Raw genomic sequence first — 17,653 nt, forward strand, 5'->3', positions numbered from 1 at the left:
ATGACCAGGTACGCGTACGTCGCCATCGCGCCGGACGGCCAAGTCGCCAAGGGCACCACCAAGGCCGGCACCCGCGAGGACGCCGAGCTGGCCCTGTACGAACGTGAACTGCGAGACATCCGGGTCACCGAGAAGCGCGGTGTCCTCCAGTTGGAGATCACACCGCGCAGGGTGAAGCGGGAAGAGGTCATGCACCTGTCCCGCCAGCTCGGTGCCTTCATCAAGGCCGGGCTGCCACTGATCGACGCGGTGCACTCACTCGGCGAGGAGTCCGACAACGCGTCGGTGCGCCGGATGATGGCCGAGGTCGAGCACGGGTTGCGCGGCGGCGAGAAGCTGTCCGACTGTTTCGACCGGCACCCCAAGATCTTCCCCGAGTTCTACCGCGGCATCCTTCGCTCGGCCGAGCTGAGCGGGCAGCTGGACACAGTGCTGTCGCAGCTGGCGAAGTACCTCGAGCGCGACCTCGAGGCCAGGCGCAAGGTCAAGCAGGCCATGATCTACCCGTCGATCGTCGCCGTCATGTCGATGGTCACGGTCGTCGTGCTGGCCGCGTTCGTGCTGCCCCGCTTCAAGGACTTCTTCGCCAGCCTGCACGCGACCCTCCCGCTGCCGACGAGGATGCTGCTCGCGGTGACGGACTTCGTCACCACCTGGTGGTGGGCGCTCGGCGGCGGGTTCGCCGTACTTGCTCTGCTGGTCGCCGGCCTCGTACAGACCCACGGCGGCCGCTATCTGCGGGACAGGCTGTTCCTGGCGCTACCTGTGCTCGGCGACACGATTCAGTTCGCACTGGTCGAACGCTTCTGCCGCATCTTGGCGTCGATGGTCGGCGCAGGGGTACAGCTCCCGGAAGCACTGCGCGTCGCCACCGGCTCGCTGCCGAACCTGGTGTTCCGGCGATCCCTCGGCGTGGCGGGCGAGGCTCTGCTGGAGGGAGAGGGCCTCGCCCGTCCACTCGCGGCGACCAAGCTGTTCCCGAAGACGGCGGCGCAGATGATGCGGGTCGGCGAGGACACCGGCACCCTGGACACCCAGCTGGAGGTCACCGCCGAGTACTACGAGGGCGAGCTCGACTACAAGCTGAAGAAGCTGATCGGTCTGTTCGAACCCCTCGTGATCGTTGTCATGGGCATCATCGTCGGCTTCGTCGCCGTAGCCCTGGTGTCCGCCATGTACGGCATCTTCCGCCAGGTCCAGACATGAGCGGCCCCCGAAGTGAGCAGGGCGAGTCGCTGCTCGAGGTACTGATAGCCGTCGCGATCATGGGGATCGCCGTCGTCGCGATCATGGCCGGTCTGACGACGTCGATCCTGATGTCCGACATCCACCGCAAACAAGCGACGGCCGGTGAGTACGCGCGCGACTACGCCGAGGCGATCCAGTCCGCACTCACGTCGAGCAGCTGCACCAGCCCCACTCCGGCGGCCGGGTGCTACCGGCTCTGTGCGGCCGGGTCGTGGTACGAGAACCCGAGCGGCTTCAGCGTTCCGGCCGGGTACGGCAAAAGCGTCGTAGCGGGCACGTCGAGGTACTGGAACGGCACCGCCTGGCAGTCGGCTTGCAGTACGGACGCAGGCCTCCAGCAGCTGACCGTGCAGGTGGCGAGCGCGGACGGTCGCGCCAGCGAGCGGGTGGTCGTCGTACTGCGAAGGCCTTGCCGGATGGAGGACTCGCTATGCGGTTGACGAGCCGTGCCTCGCGCCGCGAGGCCGGGTTCACCTTGGTCGAACTGTTGGTCGCCGTAGCGATCCTCGGCATCATCACGGTGCCGCTCGCCAACGTGGTCATCGGAATGCTGCGGAACACCACCGACACCTCGGATCGGCTCGCACTGTCGCACGACGCGCAGATCAGCGCGACGTACTTCGGCGCCGACGTCGCGGCGGTCGGACTGCGTGACTACTCCCTCGTCGTCACTCCGGACACGCCCGTGCCGTACCTGAAATCGGTCGAGCTGAACGCGGCTTTCGACGCCGACGGGCATGTCTGCGGTACGTCGGCGACACCGGTCGCGGCGGTCCGCCTGCTGTCCGACGACTGGGACACGTCGGTCAGCCCACCAGCCGCCCGAGTTGCGGTCATCGGCTACTACCTCTCGCCGGCAGGCACCGTGCGGGAGTTGCACCGGATCAAGTGCGTCGGCTCGGCCCCTCCCGTCGACGTGATCGTCGCGCACTACGTCGACCCGGCCAGCCTCTTGGTGACCTGCTCCAGCACGTGTGAGTCGGCGACGGTCCCACAGCAAGTCACGGTGTCGTACACGTCCACGAAGGGGGCGGTGGCTGCCTACCCGGTCACCCTTATCGGTCAACGGAGGCAGTCATGATCCGCCGCGTCCTACGTATCCGCCAAGATGACGGCGGGGCTGCTCTGGTACTGGTTCTTGTCGTCATCACGGTACTGGCACTCGGCCTGTCCGCCCTGCTGTCATTGTCGGACACCAGCATCCGCACGACGGTCGGCCTGCGCAGCCAGGCGTCGGCGACGTACGGCAGCGACGGAGCGACGCAGGCCGCGGTCAACGCCATACGCAACAGCACCTTCGACGGCAGCGCCGGTACGCACTGCTTCGGCCAACCGGATGACACGCTGCACCTTGACCACTTCTACGGTGCTGACTCCGCAGCGGTGAAGTGCTTGCCCGATCCGGCGCGGGTTCCCATCCACTGCACCTCGCTGTCCGTCTGCAACCGGCCCAGCAACGCCATCCTGACGTTGGGGACCGCCGCCGGCGAGGACGGCCTGCACATCGACCAGCCGAACAGTGGCTCGACGTTCCGGGTCCACGGCCGGATCTTCTCCAACTCGACCATCAACGTCACCAGCGGCGTACTGAGCACGAACACCCGCGTGTACGCCCGGGGAGCATGCGCCGGCACGATCCAGAGCACCCCGCCGCCGGCGACCTGCAACTACACCGGCTCGGACCCGGATGGGCCGGACCCGGGCTACCAGCCGGCCTCCGGTATCGCGGGCGTGCCATACCGCGCTCTGCCGACGTGCAATACGCCGAACTCCGTCGTGACGTTCCTGCCGGGCTACTACGACGACGCCAAGGGGCTGTCCGACATGATGGCCGGCAACAGTTCGTGCAAGCACAGCACCTGGTGGTTCAAGCCCGGCCCCTACTACTTCGACTTCCACAACACAGGCCAGAACGCGAACCCACTGCTCAGCTCGACCGGAGGCAACGTCTGGACCGTCAATGACGGCTATCTCGTCGCGGGAACGTCGACCGACGCGTCAGGTACGCCTCCCGTCGCCCCGACGATCCCCGGTGCCTGCCGCAACCCGATCGACCCGAGCAACGTCCAGGACCCGGTGCCCGGCGTGCAGTTCATCTTCGGCGGTGACAGCCAGTTCGTCGTCAAGGCCGCGGCGGCGGAGATCTGCGGGTCGTACAGCAGGGACACGGTACCGGTCGCCGTCTACGGCTTGAGCACCGGAAGCGAGACAACGACAGCGTTGACCGGCGCGAACGCGCTGCGAGCGACCGGCGCCACACCAGGCGACTTCAGCAACGCCAACGCCAGTACCCTGGCCGACGCGGGCCACGGGTTCGCGACCTGGACCGCCACGACGCGGAACGCCCGCGGAGTGGTCACTGCCAGCGGCTTCGCACCAGCCAGCCCGATTCCGGCCGGTTCGGTGCTCCAGTCGGCGACGGTGAAAGTGACCCATCGGCACACTGATCCGACGTCGACGGACGATCTCAGCGTCTCGGTCGCGACCGGGGCGGGGCCCAGCCTGGTCGGCGCCGTGACGGGACATCCCGGTCAAACGCCGGCGGGTGCCTTCGTCACCGACTCCGTCCCGATCGACACGGCGCGGACGGGGACGCTCGCCGCCGCGATCCATGCGGGCACGTTCACCGGGGCAAGCATCGCGGTCACCGCCGGCCTCACGACCAAGCCGGACACCGACGACATCGACGCGATTCAGCTCGAGCTGACCTACGTCGCGCCGGCCTTCCGCGCACCTACCGGCTGCGTCGTGGCGGGGCCCTACACCGGTGGCGGCAGCGGGAGATGTGCGGTGGTCAGTACCGTCAACACCTCGGGTAACAAGTTCTACGTCCAGGGAACGACCTACGTTCCGAAGGGCGTCGTCGACATCACCCTGAACAACGCGATCGAGCAGGTCTTCCGGTTCGGTCTGATCGCGCGGTCGGCGTGGATCAAGCTCACAGGCAGTTTCACCTTCACCGGGGCTGTCATCGAGGTGCCGGACGACACTCCGGGCTCCCTGTTCAGCGTCTACCTCACGACATACGTCTGCCCGGCAGCCGCCACCTGTGACACCGGCGGGACGCCGGTGCTGCGATCCAGAGTTGCCTTTGGCGACAGCGATCCAGCGGCTCCGGTCGCCGGCCAAAGACAGGTCTCCGTGCTCAGTTGGTCGAGGCCGGGATGAGCGTGTACGTGGCTTTTGTGGCTGGCCTGCTCGGGTTGGTTGTCGGGTCGTTCCTGAACGTGGTGGTGTATCGGGTGCCGCGCGGGGAGTCGGTGGTCAGGCCGCCGTCGCACTGTCCGCGGTGCTCGCGACCTGTGCGTAACCGGCACAACATTCCGGTCGCCGGATGGCTGATGCTGCGCGGGCGGTGTGCGGACTGCGGGTTGCCGATCAGCGTGCGGTACCCCCTCGTCGAGTTGACGACCGGATTGCTGTTCGCGGCGGTCGCTGTCCGGCTCGGAACGGTGGCCACGCTTCCGGCGTACCTCTGGTTCGCCGGGACCGGGGTGGCACTCGCCTTGATCGATCTCGAAGTACGGCGGTTGCCCAACGCAATCGTGCTTCCGTCGTATCCGGTACTCGCCGTACTGCTGGCGGGTGCGGCGGCGTGGCAGCACGACTGGTGGGCCCTGGTCCGTGCGGCGATCGGCGCGGCGGCGTTGTTCGCGTTCTACTTGTCGCTCGTGCTGGTGTATCCGGCCGGCATGGGGTGGGGAGACGTGAAGCTCTCGGGGCTCGTCGGCGGCGTACTGGCGTTCCTCTCGTGGCAGGCTTTCGTCGTCGGCGCCTTCGCCGCGTTCTTGCTCGGGGCAATCGTTGGCATCGTTGTCGTTGCGAGCCGGCGTGGTGGTCGCCGGACCGCGCTGCCGTTCGGGCCGTTCATGATCGGCGGCGTTCTGCTGGCGGTGTTCGCGGGTGCGCCGCTGGCTTCCTGGTACAGCGCCTTGGCTGGTTGAGTTCGCAACTTGGTAACCAGGTGTTTAGGGCGTTTAGATTAAAAACACCTAGCGTGAGCGGCGTAACAACCTGTTACGGATGCCCGATCATCATTACAGCAGGTGATACTCGTCATGCTGCGCTGGGGCTTCCACGGGGGCAAATCATGAGCGGACCGATCACCGTCGTCGTTGTCGACGGACACACCTTGACCAGGTACGGGCTGGTCGAGCTCGTCAGCGCCGACGCGGAGATCAGCGTCGTCGGCGAGTGCGGCCTGGCGGCGGAGGCGCCCGCCCGGATCGCGGCGGCTCATCCTGATGTGGTGGTCCTCGACGTGGTGCTGCCGGATGCCGACGGCCTTCGGCTCGCCCGCGAGCTGCGCGATCGGCACCCGGCGCTCGGCATCGTCGTACTGACGTCGCACGACGAGGACGGCGTCCTCTTCCGTGCCCTGGAGACCGGGGTGTCCGCGTTCGTGGCCAAGACCGCCCCGAACACTGAAGTGCTCGGGGCGATCCGGCACGCAGCAGTGGCGGCCGCGTCCTTCACTGCGACAGGCCTTGCATCGGCTCTCGCCCGTCGTGGACAGGCCGGCCTGCCGACGGTTGCCACTCTCGCGCTGAGCCCGAGGGAGCGAGAAGTCCTGTCGTTGCTGGCAAAGGGGCAATCGGTGCCGGCCATCGCGGGCTCGATGTACGTCAGCCTTTCGACGGCGAAGACGTACGTGTCGCGGCTCTACGACAAGCTCGGTGCCACGAACCGGGCGAACGCGATCATGACCGCATTACGCCTCGGCCTCATCACCACCGAGCAGCCGGCGGCTGTTTAGGGCACTAGTACGAGCCGCCCGCGTACCCCGCCCTCCGCGAATCGCTTGTACGCCTGCTGCGCGTTGCTGAGGTCGTAGGCGTCAGCAACCCTCGTTGAGATCGCCTTGGTTTCTACGAGGCGGGTGAGCTCCGCCAGCTCGTCGCGGTTCACGTGGACGAACAGTTGCTCCACCGTGATGCCCCTCAGATGCGGTGGCCGAGGACCGCCCTGCAGGTGTACGTGCCGCCCGCCGCTGCGGACCGCCTCCTGCGCACCGATTCCCACGACGGCTGCGTCGACGACGCCGTCGACCCCGGCGGGAGCGATCCGCCGTACCGCTGCCGCGAGGTCCGCGGTTCGCTCTACGAAGTGGTCCGCACCAAGTCGACGTACCAGCTCCTCGTCGGCTGCTGCCGCGCTGGCGATCACTGTCTTGCCCAGGTGCTTCGCCAGCTCCACGGCGCACCCGCCGACACCTCCTGCGGCTCCGGTGATCAGTACTGACTCTCCTTGGACAGCATTGACCGCCTGCAGCGCTGTGAGCCCGTTGAGCCCGTACGTCGCTGCGTTTAGGAGCTCGACGCCCTCGGGCGCTCGGGTGATCGCGGCTTCGTCCAGTACGACGTACTCCGCGTGGGTCTTGAGCGTCTGCGCCAGGAGGTCCGCGATGCCGACAACCGGCGTACCTACCTGCAGCTCAGCGCCCGTCCCGACCGCGTCCACGTGCCCGGCCACGTCCCAGCCGAGGCCGAACTGCTCCCGTGCTGCCGTCAGCCCGAACTCGACCAGCGCCCCGCTACTCACCGCCAGATCCACCGGGTTGACCGCGGCCGCCGCCACCTTGATCCGTACCTGCCCCGCCGCCGGCTCGGGTACGTCGGTCTCGATGAGCTCGATCGCATCCGGCCCGTCGAGCCGCCGGGCCACCAGTGCGCGCATATCGTTCACTCCTTGATTCGTGGATTTGAACACCACTGTCGGAGAGCTACTCTCTGCTGGGAAGTACGCACTTCGGAGTGCCTAGCGAACGACGAGGAGAGCCATGCCGACCCGCACCGCAGCCCAGCGTCGTGAAGAGGCAGCCCGGGAGTACGACGCGTTCCTGGCGACCTGCCCCGCGCGGCAACTCCTCGACCGCATCAGCGACAAGTGGGTGACCCTGATCCTCACGGCCCTCGCCGACGGCCCCCAGCGGTACTCCGACCTGTCGCGCCGCATTGCGGGCGTCAGCCAGAAGATGCTCACCCAGACGCTGCGCTCCCTGGAGCGAGACGGTCTCCTGACGCGCTCCGTCACTCCGTCCGTGCCGGTCCGCGTCGACTACGACCTGACGCAGCTCGGCCGCACGTTGATGCCCCTGATCTCCGCCATCAAGTCCTGGGCCGAGTGCCACATGCCCGAGGTCAACGCCGCGCGCACCGACTACGACCACGAGCCCCCCACCTCCGCGGCCCTAGCGCCCGACCCCACCCGCCCGGCTTCCGCAACCGCCCGCCCGGCCTCTGGAACTGCGCGTCCGGCCTCCGGAACCGCCCGCCTCGTTTCGACCGCCGCCACCGGCTCTGCCGCCACCACCGGCTCGACCACCGGCTCTGCCGTCACCGGCTCCACCGCCGCCACCGGCTCGACCACCGGCTCGACCACCGGCTCTGCCGCCATCGGCTCCGCCGCCGCCACCGGCTCCGGCGGCCTCGCGACCGGCCCTGCCGGCCTCAGCACCGGCGGTTCCGCATGACCTCGTCGGATCGCCGCGTGGTGGTTGTCGTCGTACCCGGCACCGGAACCTGGGCCCCGCCAGGCCGAGACGCCGAGGCGTGGCGACTCGCGCTGGCCGAGGACACATATGAAGTGCTCGCCGCCTTGGACCGGGTGGATGTCGCCGTCGCGGTCGCCGGCGACGACGCAGCCGTTGCCGCCATGAGTGCGCTGACCTGGCCGGGTACGCCGACGTACGCCGTCGACCCCGCGCGGCCCGTCCTGCACGCAGTCGAACTCGCCGGGCCGGCCGCGGCGGTCGTCGCGGTGTCGCACGACGTACCTGATCTGCCGGGGCTGCTGATCGGCAAGTTGTTCCGCGCCCTTGCGCACGCCGACGTCGCGGCGACGCCCGCCGAGGACGGCACGATGGCGGCGATCGGGGTGAACGTGCCTGTCGCCGACTGGGTCGGCGAACTCGCACCCACCTTCGACACGCCACTCGCCGAACTGGACGCCCGAAAGCCTCGTCGTCACGCCGTCGCCATCGGACCTGGCTGGCACCGTCTGCGATCGAACGCTGACATAGCGCGGTTGGATCCGGGGCTCGAAGGATGGGACGCCACAAGATCCATACTTCGTCACTCCTGAGCCGTCACCTTCTTCTCAGCCGCTCGTTCACCATGCAGCAGGGACTTCGAGGGAAGCCCGGCACCCGTCGCCGATGCCGTTCAGGGGCGGTACGCGGCGAACTCGGCCGCATCGGGGGGATGCGGCAGGGACAGCACCAGATGAGGCACATCGCGCGGTCGGGGGACCGCGCCACCCTGAAGACGCCACATCAACCGAGGGACAGGAAGACGGCACGGTCAGCGGACCGGACCGAGGGCACGGGGGAGCACGAACGCGGGGTCAACGGGGCGCGGCTCAAGCGGGGATCACGGGGCGCGGCTCAAGCGGGGATCACGGGGCGCGGCTCAAGCGGGGATCACGGGGCGCGGCTCAAGCGGGGGACACGGGGCGCGGCTCAAGCGGGGGACACGGGGAGTGGCAACAGCGGGGACACGGGGGTCATGCCAGAAGGGCACGGGGGAGCACGAACGCGGGGCAACGGGGGCGCCGCACAAGCGGGGATCACGGGGGAGATGCCTGCAAGGGCAGGAGGGTAGTACCGGCGGGGGACGGGGAGCGGTATCGCTGGGGATGCAGAGCTGGGGCGGGGTGCTCTGCTGTGGGGAGGTGGGCCGGCTGACTTGAGCCGGCCCACAGGTCTGTCAGCCAATCCCGTGTCAGGGTTGGGGCATGTGCTGAAGTGCGCGCGCCGCGAGGGCTTGGACGCTTGTGTCTGTGCGCTGTGGGAGCGCGTCGATGGGGAACCAGGCGAGGTCGTCCGATTCGTCGCTGACGACGTACTGCGTGTCTGTTGTGGCCGTCACCAGGAACTGGACGTCGAGGTGGTATGCGCCGGCACATCCACCCGCTTCAAGCAGATGGCGTGACAGTTGGAGAGGTTGCGGGCTGACTGTCAGCCCGGTCAGGCCGGATTCCTCGGTTGCCTCGCGGAGAGCGGCGCCTGCCAGCGTGGTGTCGCCGGGCTCGCAGTGGCCGCCCAGTTGGAGCCATCGACCTACGGTCTTGTGCAAGGTGAGAAGAGTCTTCTCACCGAGCGCATCAACCACCAGGGCGCTCGCCGTCACATGCTCCGGGCGGCAGGTCCGCCACATACCGTCCGCGTGCTCACTCAGATGCCGCAGATAGTGCTGCCGCAACTCCTCCTGCTCCGCATCCGGCGCACTCCACGCCTCCAAAACCCCAATCGCATCCACAAGAAGCATGCGGCCAGTCTCCCCGCCCATCGCCGCATCCATCGCCCCGGGTCACACATCCATCCCCGAGTCACACACCGAGCATCCCCGAGTCACACGCCGAGCCCCGAGACCAGCCACCACCCCACCTTCAACCGGTCCGCCGCGCCTCATCCCACAACAACTTCCCGACCGACGCCGCGCGCGCCATCAACCCCACCCACCGGGTGCCGCTGCCGAGCTTGCAGGGTGAGGCGGTTACGCAGCCCAGTGGGGGTGCCGCCGGTGGCGGGCTTTGTAGGTGTGCTGCGACGAACCCGGTCTGCCGGGCAGGGCGGATGCCCGGTCCGGTGGATGTGGAGCAGTTTCCCCGCCTGTGGCGGCGGGGCGTCTACCCAGGCCGTGGGGGATGGGGTGGAGTGCGTTGGCGACGAGGTGTTACTTGGAGGTGTCGTCGGGGTTGTCGTTGGGGGTGGTGGGGGGTTGTTCGTCCAGGAAGTCGGTGATGTCTATGTCGGAGAGTTCGCCGGCGTATTGGGCGAAGCCGATGGGGTCGTCGAGGTCGCTGGTGCTGGGCATCAGGTCGGGGTGGGACCAGAGGTTGTCGCGGCCTTCGGTGCCGCGGGCGTCGCGGACGGCGGCCCAGAGGTTGGCGGCGTCGCGGAGGCGGCGGGGGCGGAGCTGGAGGCCGACGAGGGTGGCGAACGTCTGCTCGGCGGGGCCGCCGGCCGCGCGGCGGCGGCGGACGGTCTCGGCGAGCTGGACGGCGGCCGGCATCCGGTCCTTGGTGGCTTCGCGGACGACGTCGTCGACCCAGCCTTCGACCAGCGCGAGCGTCGTCTCGAGCCGGACCAGGGCGGCCTTCTGCTGCTCGGAGTCCTCGGGCTCGAACAGTCCGCCGGCCAGCGCCTCCTGCATGGCTTCCGGGTTCTGCGGGTCGAGGTCGGCCATCGCGCGCTCGATCTTGCCGGAGTCGACCTCGATGCCGGCCGCGTAGTCGGCGACCGAGGCGAGCAGGTGCTGCCGCAGCCACGGCACACCGGCGTACAGCCGCTGGTGTGCGACCTCGCGGAGCGCCAGGTACAGCCGGACGTCCTCGTCGGTCAGCCCGAGACCCTCGGCGAACTTGGCGACGTTGTCCGGCAGCAGGATCGCCTGGCCGGTCGGGCCGAGTGGCAGGCCGATGTCGGACGAGCTGACGACCTCGCCGGCGAGCTCGCCGAGACCCTGGCCGACCTGGGCGCCGAACACCGATCCACCGAGCTGCCGCAGCATCCCGGCCATCGGACCGGCGAACTGCTGCGCCTCGGCGGGCAGGGCGTTGCCCATCGCGCCGGCGACGTGCTCGGCCACCGGGTCGACAATCGTCTGCCAGACCGGCAGCGTGTTCTCGACCCACTCGGCGCGGCTCCACGCCTGCGACGTCGCGGAGACCTCGGGCAGCGTGGTCGCGTCGTCCAGCCAGTGCTCGGCCAGCCGGACCGCGTCGGCGACCCGGTCGCTGTCGGTGGCCGTCATCGACCGGTCCCCGGCGGCGGAGACGGTCTTGCGGGCAATGTCCTTGGCCAGGTCCCAGTTCACCGGCTTGCCGTCGGCCGAACCGCTGAGCAGTTGCTGGACCTGGGCGAAGATCGCATTCAGGTCCGGGGTGCCGCCCGCGCCGGCCGCACCGGAGAACTGCGAGAACATGGCCTCGAACGGCGTTCCCTTGAACGGGTTGTCCGGGTTGTCCGGTTCGTCGCTCATCGATGGGCCTTCCTGTGCGGGTGGGGCGTACTACTCCAAACGTACTGGTTCGCCCCACCAGTTCCGCCCCGGGTGAACGCAGTACTTCTCCTGTTCGCCGCAGGCAGAGCCCGGAGGCGGCCCCGTAACTAGGTGAGCTGGGCAACAGTTCCTCCGGGTGTACGCCGGACCACGCACCGCAGCGCCCGAGGACGCCGAAGTGGGAGCGGATGTCGGAGAACTCCGGGCCGGGAGGGAGAATTGTGTGGCGGGGGATGGAATGGTGGGGTGTGCAGGTCGGTGACCCGGCGGGAATGAGGAACGGATGAGCGACGCGATCAGGCTGCTGGACATTCGCGACGGCGCGCTGTCCAGCGACGAGGTGCTGGCCGCGGTCGCCGATCCGACGGCGGGCGGAACCGCACTCTTCATCGGCACTGTGCGCAACCACGACCAGGATCAGCCGGTCGACCGGCTGAGCTACGAGGCGCATCCGGACGCGCTCGAGCACCTGCGGAAGGTCGCGCAGCGTGTCTGCGACGACCCCGCGGTGACCGCGCTGGCCGCCGTGCACCGGACCGGGGACCTGGTGATCGGCGACGCCGCGGTGATCGTCGCGGTGGCCGCCTCGCACCGGGACGTCGCGTTCGCCGCGTGCCGGCAGTTGATCGACGACCTCAAGGCCGAGGTCCCGATTTGGAAACACCAGCACTTCGCCGACGGTGGCAGCGAGTGGGTAGGAGCGCACTGACACGTACTCTGGGCGCATGAAGGTGGCCGGATGAAGGTTTTGGCGTGGCTGGCGTTCCCGCTGGTCGCCACGCTCCTCGCCATGTGCTGGGCAGGCTGGCGCGGGTGGCGCAGCCGCGAGCCACGCCGGTCCGGTGGTCCGTTCGCCTCGGTGGACGAGTTCCGCCGCTTCAACGCCGCGCTGGCGGCACCCGGTCCGCGGGCCACTCCGGAACGTCGCCGGGGCCTGGGTCGTCGTAATCATCAGCCGGTTTCCGAGGACCGTGGCTCCGGCTCCACCAAGATCGCAGGGCAGGGTTCGTGACACGTCGTACCGCCACATTGGTCACCTCGATCGTCGTGCTTGTCGTCTCGCTGGGGCTGGTGACCGCCTTCCCGGTGCCGTTCGTCTCGTTCAGCCCGGGGCCGGTCAAGGACACCCTCGGGTCGGCGAAGGACAAGCCGGTCATCGAGATCACCGGCCACGAGACGTTCCCGACCTCCGGACAGCTGGACCTGACCACCGTGTCGGTCACCTCGCCGGACCGGCAGTTGACGCTTCCGCAGGCGATGCGGAACTGGCTGGACCCGCACCACGACCTGTTCCCGCGCGACATCATCTATCCGCCGAGCCAGAGCGCCGACGAGGTGGAGCAGCAGAACACCGCGGAGATGACCGGATCCCAGGACAGCGCGGTCGCGGCCGCGCTGCAGGCGGCGAACGTCCCGTTCCACACCAAGGTGGCGAGCGTCGCCGACAAGTCGCCGGCCCAGGGCAAGCTGAAGGCCGGCGACCTGGTGCTGGCCGTCGACGGTCACACCGTGACGCAGATCCCGCAGGTCGGTGACCTGGTCCGCAAGCACAAGGTCGGCGAGAACGTGGTCTTCCTGATCCGCCGCGGCACCGCCGAGCAGACGGTCGAGCTGAAGACCGCCGCGACCCCCGGCGACCCGACCCGGCCGATGGTCGGGATCACGATCGGCGTCGACTCGCCGGTCAAGGTGACGGTGAACCTCGGCCAGGACATCGGCGGACCGAGTGCGGGCACCGCGTTCGCGCTGGCCATCTATGACAAGCTGACCCCGGGTGCGCTGCTGAACGGGAAGCACGTCGCCGGCACCGGGACGATCGACGCACTCGGCCAGGTCGGCGCGATCGGCGGTATCCAGCAGAAGATCGCCGGCGCCAGGAACGACGGCGCCACGGTGTTCCTGGTCCCGGCACCGAACTGCGAGGCCGCGCTGCACGCGGACGTCGACGGCATCCAGCTGGTGAAGATCAGCACGCTGAGCGGCGCGATCAGCGCGCTGAAGGCGGTCGCCAGCGGCACGGGAGATGTCCCCTCGTGCAGCTGACGAGCCACCTGAACGACCTGAACGAACCGGCCAGCCGAAGGGAAGATCAGCCGGCATGGAATCCGTAGGAACGCTGCCTCCTGATGCACTCAGCACCGCGGTCGTCGAGATCGAGAAGCACGTGAGCAGCGCGGGCTGGGACCAGCCCGCGCAGCTGTTCGCGCTGGTCCCGACCGCTGAACTGCTCCGGGCCGAACCCCAACTGGCCGCCGAACTCGGCGCCGAGGACGCGTCCCAGCCGCTGACCCCGGTCGCCCAGGGCGAACTGCCCGGCGGCGTCGACGACGACAACCTGGCTGACACCCTCGGCCGGATCGAGTGGCCGGAAGGAGTCGCCGGCTGTGCGCTGGCGATCGAGCGGATCGTGCTGCCGGCGGCGGCCGAGTCCGGGCTGTCCAGCGTCGAGTCGGACGCCGAGCTGGCCCGGCTGGCGGGCAGCGACCCGCGCCGGCACGAGGTCCGGATGGTCGCGGCGGTGCTCCGCGAAGGCGGCCGGTTCGGCGCCGTCCGGTTGCGCGCGCACGACGAGGACAGCGCGGTGCTCACCGGCGTCGACTTGGTCCCCACGCTGTGCGAAGTACTGTCTTTGACATTCGAACCTTCGGTCGGCAGCCGGTCCGGCGCGGGGTCCGGGGTCGATGGCGACGACGAGGAGAAGCGACCATGAGCGACGGCGTCTACGACATGCCGGACGAGCCGGCTGCCCGCAGGACGCGACGACCCGGCGGTCGCCCTCGTGCTCTGCTGCCGACAATCGCCACGCTGATCGTCCTGCTGATCCTGTTCAGTGTCTTCACCGACGTCTGGACCCAGCGGCTCTGGTACCGGTCGATCGACTTCGGCACGGTGTTCAGCACGGTGCTCGGCACCCGGGTGCTGCTCTTCGTGGTCGTCGGCCTGCTGATGGCCGCGGCCGTCGTCGCGAACATCATCGTTGCGTTCCGCACCCGGCCGCGGGTCGCCCTCGCTCCGTCGCCCACCCCGGGATTCGAGCGGTACGGCGATCTGCTGCAGCAGCACGCGAAGATCGCCGTCGGCGTGGTCGCGACGCTGATGCTGATCTTCGGCGGCTCGGCCGCGTCGGGGGAGTGGAAGGTCTTCCTGGCCTGGAAGAACCGGACGCCCTTCGGTGTCACCGACAAGCACTTCAACAAGGACATCTCGTTCTTCGTCTTCGACTACCCGTGGCTGCGCGTGCTGCTCGGCTTCGGCTACTCGATCGTGTTGCTGTCGCTGGTCGCCGCGATCATCACGCACTACCTGTACGGCGGGTTCCGCCCGTCCGCGAAGGGGCAGAAGGCCTCGGGCGCGGCGCAGGTGCAGTTCTCGGTGCTGCTCGGGCTGCTGGTGCTGCTGAAGGCGTTCAGCTACTGGCTGGACCGCTTCGGCCAGGCGACCTCCGACGGCAGGCTCTTCACCGGTATCTCCTATACCGGTGACAATGCGATCCTGCCGAGCAAGGAGATCCTCGCGGTCATCGCGGTCCTCTGCGCCGGTCTGTTCTTCGCGAACGTGGTCCGGCGGACGTGGCTGCTGCCCGGCGTCGGCACGGTCGTGCTGATCCTGTCGGCGATCCTGCTCGGTGCGCTCTGGCCGGCGGCCCTCCAGCAGCTGCGGGTACGCCCGAGCGAGCCGGTGAAGGAAGCGCCGTACATCACCAAGAACATCGAAGCCACGCGGCAGGCCTACGGGCTGGAGAACACGCAGGTCAAGGAGTACGAGGCACAGACCACGGCGAAGCCGAGCGAGCTCACCGCGGACGCCGAGGTGCTGCCCGGGATCCGGCTGATCGACCCGACCGTGATCGGGCCGACGTTCGAGCAGCTCCAGCAGGTCCGCGGGTTCTACTCGTTCCCGACCGATCTGGACGTCGACCGGTACAAGATCAAGGACAAGACCAGCGACACCGTCATAGCGGCCCGCGAGGTCCAGATCGACAAGCTGCCGGCCGGCCAGCGGAACTGGAACAACGACCACACCGTCTACACCCACGGCTACGGCGTGGTCGCGGCGAACGGCAACCAGCGGGCCGCCGACGGTACGCCGGTGTTCACCGAGAAGGACCTGCCGCCGAAGGGCGATCTCGGCACCTACGAACCGCGGATCTACTTCGGTGAGCAGTCGCCGGACTACTCGATCGTCGGCGCTCCCAAGGGGTCCTCGCCGGTCGAGCTGGACACCCCGGAAGGCAAGAACGGCGGCGACCCGACGCTGAACACCTATGGGGGCAAGGGCGGCGTCAAGATCGGATCGTTCTTCAACCGGTTGCTCTACGCAACCAAATTCCGGGACGCGAACATCCTGCTGTCCAGCCGGGTGAACACGGACTCCAAGATCCTCTACGACCGCAGCCCGCGCGACCGGGTCGAGAAGGCGGCGCCGTGGCTGACGCCGGACGGCGACCCGTACCCGGCGATCGTGGACGGCCAGGTGGTCTGGATCGTGGACTGCTACACCACCTCGGACAACTACCCGTACTCCGAGAAGGTGGCGCTGGACGACAGTACCCGGGACACCACCACCGGCCGCGGCACGATCGCGCAGCAGCCGAGCGAGAAGATCAACTACATCCGGAACTCCGTCAAGGCGGTCGTGAACGCCTACGACGGCACGGTCGACCTGTACGCGTGGGACGACACCGACCCGCTGCTGAAGACCTGGATGAAGGCCTTCCCCGGCACCGTCAAGCCGAAGTCGGACATCTCGCCCGCGCTGATGTCGCACCTGCGCTACCCGGAGGACATGTTCAAGGTGCAGCGCGACCTGCTCGCGAAGTACCACGTCACCGACGCCGGCACCTGGTACCAGAACAGCGACCTGTGGCGCGTGCCCGCTGACCCGACCGCGGTGTCGGCCAGCGGCGATTCGTCGACGCAAGTCAGTCAGCCTCCCTTCTACCTCTCGTTGCGGATGCCGGATCAGACCGATCCGAAGTTCTCACTGACCTCGGTGTACGTGCCGAACGGTGAACGCGAGAACCTGACGGCCTTCATGGCGGTCGATTCCGAGGCCACGTCGCCGGACTACGGCAAGTTCCGGATCCTGCGATTGCCGGGGAACCTGCAGATACCCGGTCCGGGGCAGGTGTACAACAAGTTCCAGACCGACGAAGGCATCAGAACCGCGTTGCTGCCGATCAACCAGCCGAACAGCGGCGCAAGAGCTCAGTTCGGGAACTTGCTGACGTTGCCGCTCGGCGGCGGGTTGCTCTACGTCCAGCCGGTGTACTCGTCGCGGACCAGCGGGCCGGGTAACTACCCCGTCCTGCGGTACGTGCTGGTGTCCTTCGGGGACAACGTCGCCTATGGAGCGACGTTGCAGGAAGCCCTGGGCAAGGTGTTCAACACCAACGTCGACACGGGTGAGAACCTGCCGGGGACCAAGACCCCACCGGCACAGACGAACCAGACGGTCAAGCAGGCCCTCGCCGATGCGGAGGCCGCCTACGAGCGGGCCCAGGCTGCCCTCAAGAGAGGCGATCTCGCCGGTTACCAAACGAACGTGAACCAGATGAAGGCCGCGCTCGACCGCGCCTCCGCCGGTGCAGCGGTGACGCCGAGGCCGTCGGCGACCCCGTCACCGACGCCGTCCGGGAGCCCGTCGGCCTCGACGACACCGTCGAGTCCGCCGAGCTCTCCGACCGGCTGACCGAGGACCGGCCGACCGCCAGGACCGACCGCGAGGACCGGCCGGTCGCGAGGACCGGCTGACCGAAGGGCTGCTCCCCGGGGCGGCGACACCGACCACATGTCGGCGTCGCCGCCCCGGTCGTCTGTCCGGGTGGTTGCCTACGGCATCAAGACTGCTCGGGACGGAAGCCGGCCGCGGTGTCGAGCACGTCCTCGTCGGTGAAGCGCTCGTGGTCGATCGTCACCTCGGCCGCGACGCCCGGCTCGATGAAGTAGAACACCTCGTCGCCGGCGAACAGGCCGTCGTACCCGCCGACCTTGACCGGGGTGAGCTGCCAGCCCGGATCCTTCTCCTCGTACTCGACGAGGAAGTCCTTCAGGGTCTCGAGGTCGGTGAGCTGCTCGCCGCGGATCGTCTTCACGGTCAGGTCGACCTTGAACGCGCCCTCCGCATTCGGACCGGTCTCCCAGACCCGGCTGTGGAAGGACACGTCGCTCCACTCGTACTCGAAGTCGCTCGGCGTACCGATGCCGTCGGGAAGGTTCTCGATCACAAAGCCGTCCAAGGTGCCAGCCTTCTGCTCGGTGGATGGTGCTACGGAGGCATACGACGGTGCTGCTGACCCGGTGGTCGTGGACAGCCCCAACGAGGCCAGGACGACCGCGGTCCCGGCCACGATACGACGGGCGGACGGCATGACTCGGGAACCGAAAGATGAACGCGACATG

At 68.5% G+C, this 17,653-nt stretch carries 17 protein-coding genes; 13 read left to right on the forward strand and 4 right to left on the reverse strand.

Annotation, left to right across the window (positions count from 1 at the left end):
• The 6 genes from ACFV9C_RS15875 (at position 1) to ACFV9C_RS15900 (ending at position 6,004) form a co-directional block, all read left to right on the forward strand.
• Positions 1-1,206 carry a type II secretion system F family protein gene (locus ACFV9C_RS15875; protein ID WP_380194184.1) on the forward strand — a complete coding sequence of 402 codons (1,206 nt, stop codon included), beginning with the start codon at positions 1-3 and terminating at the stop codon, positions 1,204-1,206.
• Entirely contained in the window at positions 1,203-1,688 is a 486-nt protein-coding gene (locus tag ACFV9C_RS15880; RefSeq protein ID WP_380194186.1) for a prepilin-type N-terminal cleavage/methylation domain-containing protein, read from the forward strand. Before ACFV9C_RS15875 ends, ACFV9C_RS15880 begins: the two co-directional genes overlap by 4 nt.
• Positions 1,679-2,329 (forward strand): type II secretion system protein J, encoded by a 651-nt coding sequence (locus ACFV9C_RS15885; protein WP_380194188.1) that lies wholly within the window; start codon positions 1,679-1,681, stop codon positions 2,327-2,329. Before ACFV9C_RS15880 ends, ACFV9C_RS15885 begins: the two co-directional genes overlap by 10 nt.
• A complete protein-coding gene (locus ACFV9C_RS15890) occupies positions 2,326-4,416 on the forward strand; it encodes a hypothetical protein (RefSeq protein ID WP_380194190.1) in 2,091 nt (696 codons plus the stop codon). The genes ACFV9C_RS15885 and ACFV9C_RS15890 overlap by 4 nt, the downstream gene beginning before the upstream one ends.
• Positions 4,413-5,192 (forward strand): prepilin peptidase, encoded by a 780-nt coding sequence (locus ACFV9C_RS15895; RefSeq protein ID WP_380194192.1) that lies wholly within the window; start codon positions 4,413-4,415, stop codon positions 5,190-5,192. The genes ACFV9C_RS15890 and ACFV9C_RS15895 overlap by 4 nt, the downstream gene beginning before the upstream one ends.
• Before the next feature lie 146 nt (positions 5,193-5,338).
• Positions 5,339-6,004: a response regulator transcription factor gene (locus ACFV9C_RS15900; RefSeq protein ID WP_380194194.1), complete on the forward strand. Its 666-nt coding sequence runs from the start codon at positions 5,339-5,341 to the stop codon at positions 6,002-6,004.
• Here ACFV9C_RS15900 and ACFV9C_RS15905 read toward each other — a convergent pair.
• Positions 6,001-6,924 carry an NADP-dependent oxidoreductase gene (locus ACFV9C_RS15905; protein ID WP_380194196.1) on the reverse strand — a complete coding sequence of 308 codons (924 nt, stop codon included), beginning with the start codon at positions 6,922-6,924 and terminating at the stop codon, positions 6,001-6,003. The genes ACFV9C_RS15900 and ACFV9C_RS15905 overlap by 4 nt on opposite strands.
• 103 nt (positions 6,925-7,027) lie before the next feature.
• Between ACFV9C_RS15905 and ACFV9C_RS15910 the strand changes: the two genes are divergently transcribed.
• Together ACFV9C_RS15910 and ACFV9C_RS15915 are read left to right on the forward strand one after the other, a co-directional pair.
• A complete protein-coding gene (locus tag ACFV9C_RS15910; protein WP_380194198.1) occupies positions 7,028-7,720 on the forward strand; it encodes a winged helix-turn-helix transcriptional regulator in 693 nt (230 codons plus the stop codon).
• The gene (locus ACFV9C_RS15915) at positions 7,717-8,331 is read left to right on the forward strand and encodes a DUF2064 domain-containing protein (RefSeq protein WP_380194200.1); all 615 of its coding nucleotides are present in this window, start codon (positions 7,717-7,719) and stop codon (positions 8,329-8,331) included. Before ACFV9C_RS15910 ends, ACFV9C_RS15915 begins: the two co-directional genes overlap by 4 nt.
• Positions 8,332-8,969: 638 nt before the next feature.
• On the opposite strand, the gene ACFV9C_RS15920 is transcribed toward ACFV9C_RS15915, so the two are convergent.
• Both ACFV9C_RS15920 and ACFV9C_RS15925 read right to left on the reverse strand, forming a co-directional pair.
• Positions 8,970-9,536 carry an NUDIX hydrolase gene (locus tag ACFV9C_RS15920; protein ID WP_380194202.1) on the reverse strand — a complete coding sequence of 189 codons (567 nt, stop codon included), beginning with the start codon at positions 9,534-9,536 and terminating at the stop codon, positions 8,970-8,972.
• 387 nt (positions 9,537-9,923) lie between these two features.
• Entirely contained in the window at positions 9,924-11,231 is a 1,308-nt protein-coding gene (locus tag ACFV9C_RS15925) for a zinc-dependent metalloprotease (protein ID WP_380194204.1), read from the reverse strand.
• A 304-nt stretch (positions 11,232-11,535) separates the two neighbouring features.
• Between ACFV9C_RS15925 and ACFV9C_RS15930 the strand changes: the two genes are divergently transcribed.
• The 5 genes from ACFV9C_RS15930 to ACFV9C_RS15950 are packed head-to-tail and all read left to right on the forward strand — an operon-like array spanning position 11,536 to position 16,943.
• On the forward strand, positions 11,536-11,961 hold the full coding sequence (locus ACFV9C_RS15930; RefSeq protein ID WP_380194206.1) for a molybdenum cofactor biosynthesis protein MoaE: 426 nt from the start codon (positions 11,536-11,538) through the stop codon (positions 11,959-11,961).
• Positions 11,962-11,991: 30 nt separating this feature from the next.
• Positions 11,992-12,264, forward strand: coding sequence for a hypothetical protein (locus ACFV9C_RS15935; RefSeq protein WP_380194208.1), 273 nt, complete (start codon positions 11,992-11,994; stop codon positions 12,262-12,264).
• Complete coding sequence (locus tag ACFV9C_RS15940) at positions 12,261-13,295, forward strand: PDZ domain-containing protein (RefSeq protein WP_380194210.1); 1,035 nt, start codon at positions 12,261-12,263, stop codon at positions 13,293-13,295. The genes ACFV9C_RS15935 and ACFV9C_RS15940 overlap by 4 nt, the downstream gene beginning before the upstream one ends.
• Positions 13,296-13,350: 55 nt before the next feature.
• Positions 13,351-13,962 (forward strand): PPA1309 family protein, encoded by a 612-nt coding sequence (locus ACFV9C_RS15945; RefSeq protein ID WP_380194212.1) that lies wholly within the window; start codon positions 13,351-13,353, stop codon positions 13,960-13,962.
• Positions 13,959-16,943 (forward strand): UPF0182 family protein, encoded by a 2,985-nt coding sequence (locus ACFV9C_RS15950; RefSeq protein WP_380194214.1) that lies wholly within the window; start codon positions 13,959-13,961, stop codon positions 16,941-16,943. The genes ACFV9C_RS15945 and ACFV9C_RS15950 overlap by 4 nt, the downstream gene beginning before the upstream one ends.
• 148 nt (positions 16,944-17,091) lie before the next feature.
• On the opposite strand, the gene ACFV9C_RS15955 is transcribed toward ACFV9C_RS15950, so the two are convergent.
• A complete protein-coding gene (locus ACFV9C_RS15955; RefSeq protein WP_380194216.1) occupies positions 17,092-17,652 on the reverse strand; it encodes a hypothetical protein in 561 nt (186 codons plus the stop codon).
• Position 17,653 lies beyond the last annotated feature (1 nt).

Source organism: Kribbella sp. NPDC059898, assembly GCF_042730855.1.
GTDB lineage: Bacteria > Actinomycetota > Actinomycetes > Propionibacteriales > Kribbellaceae > Kribbella.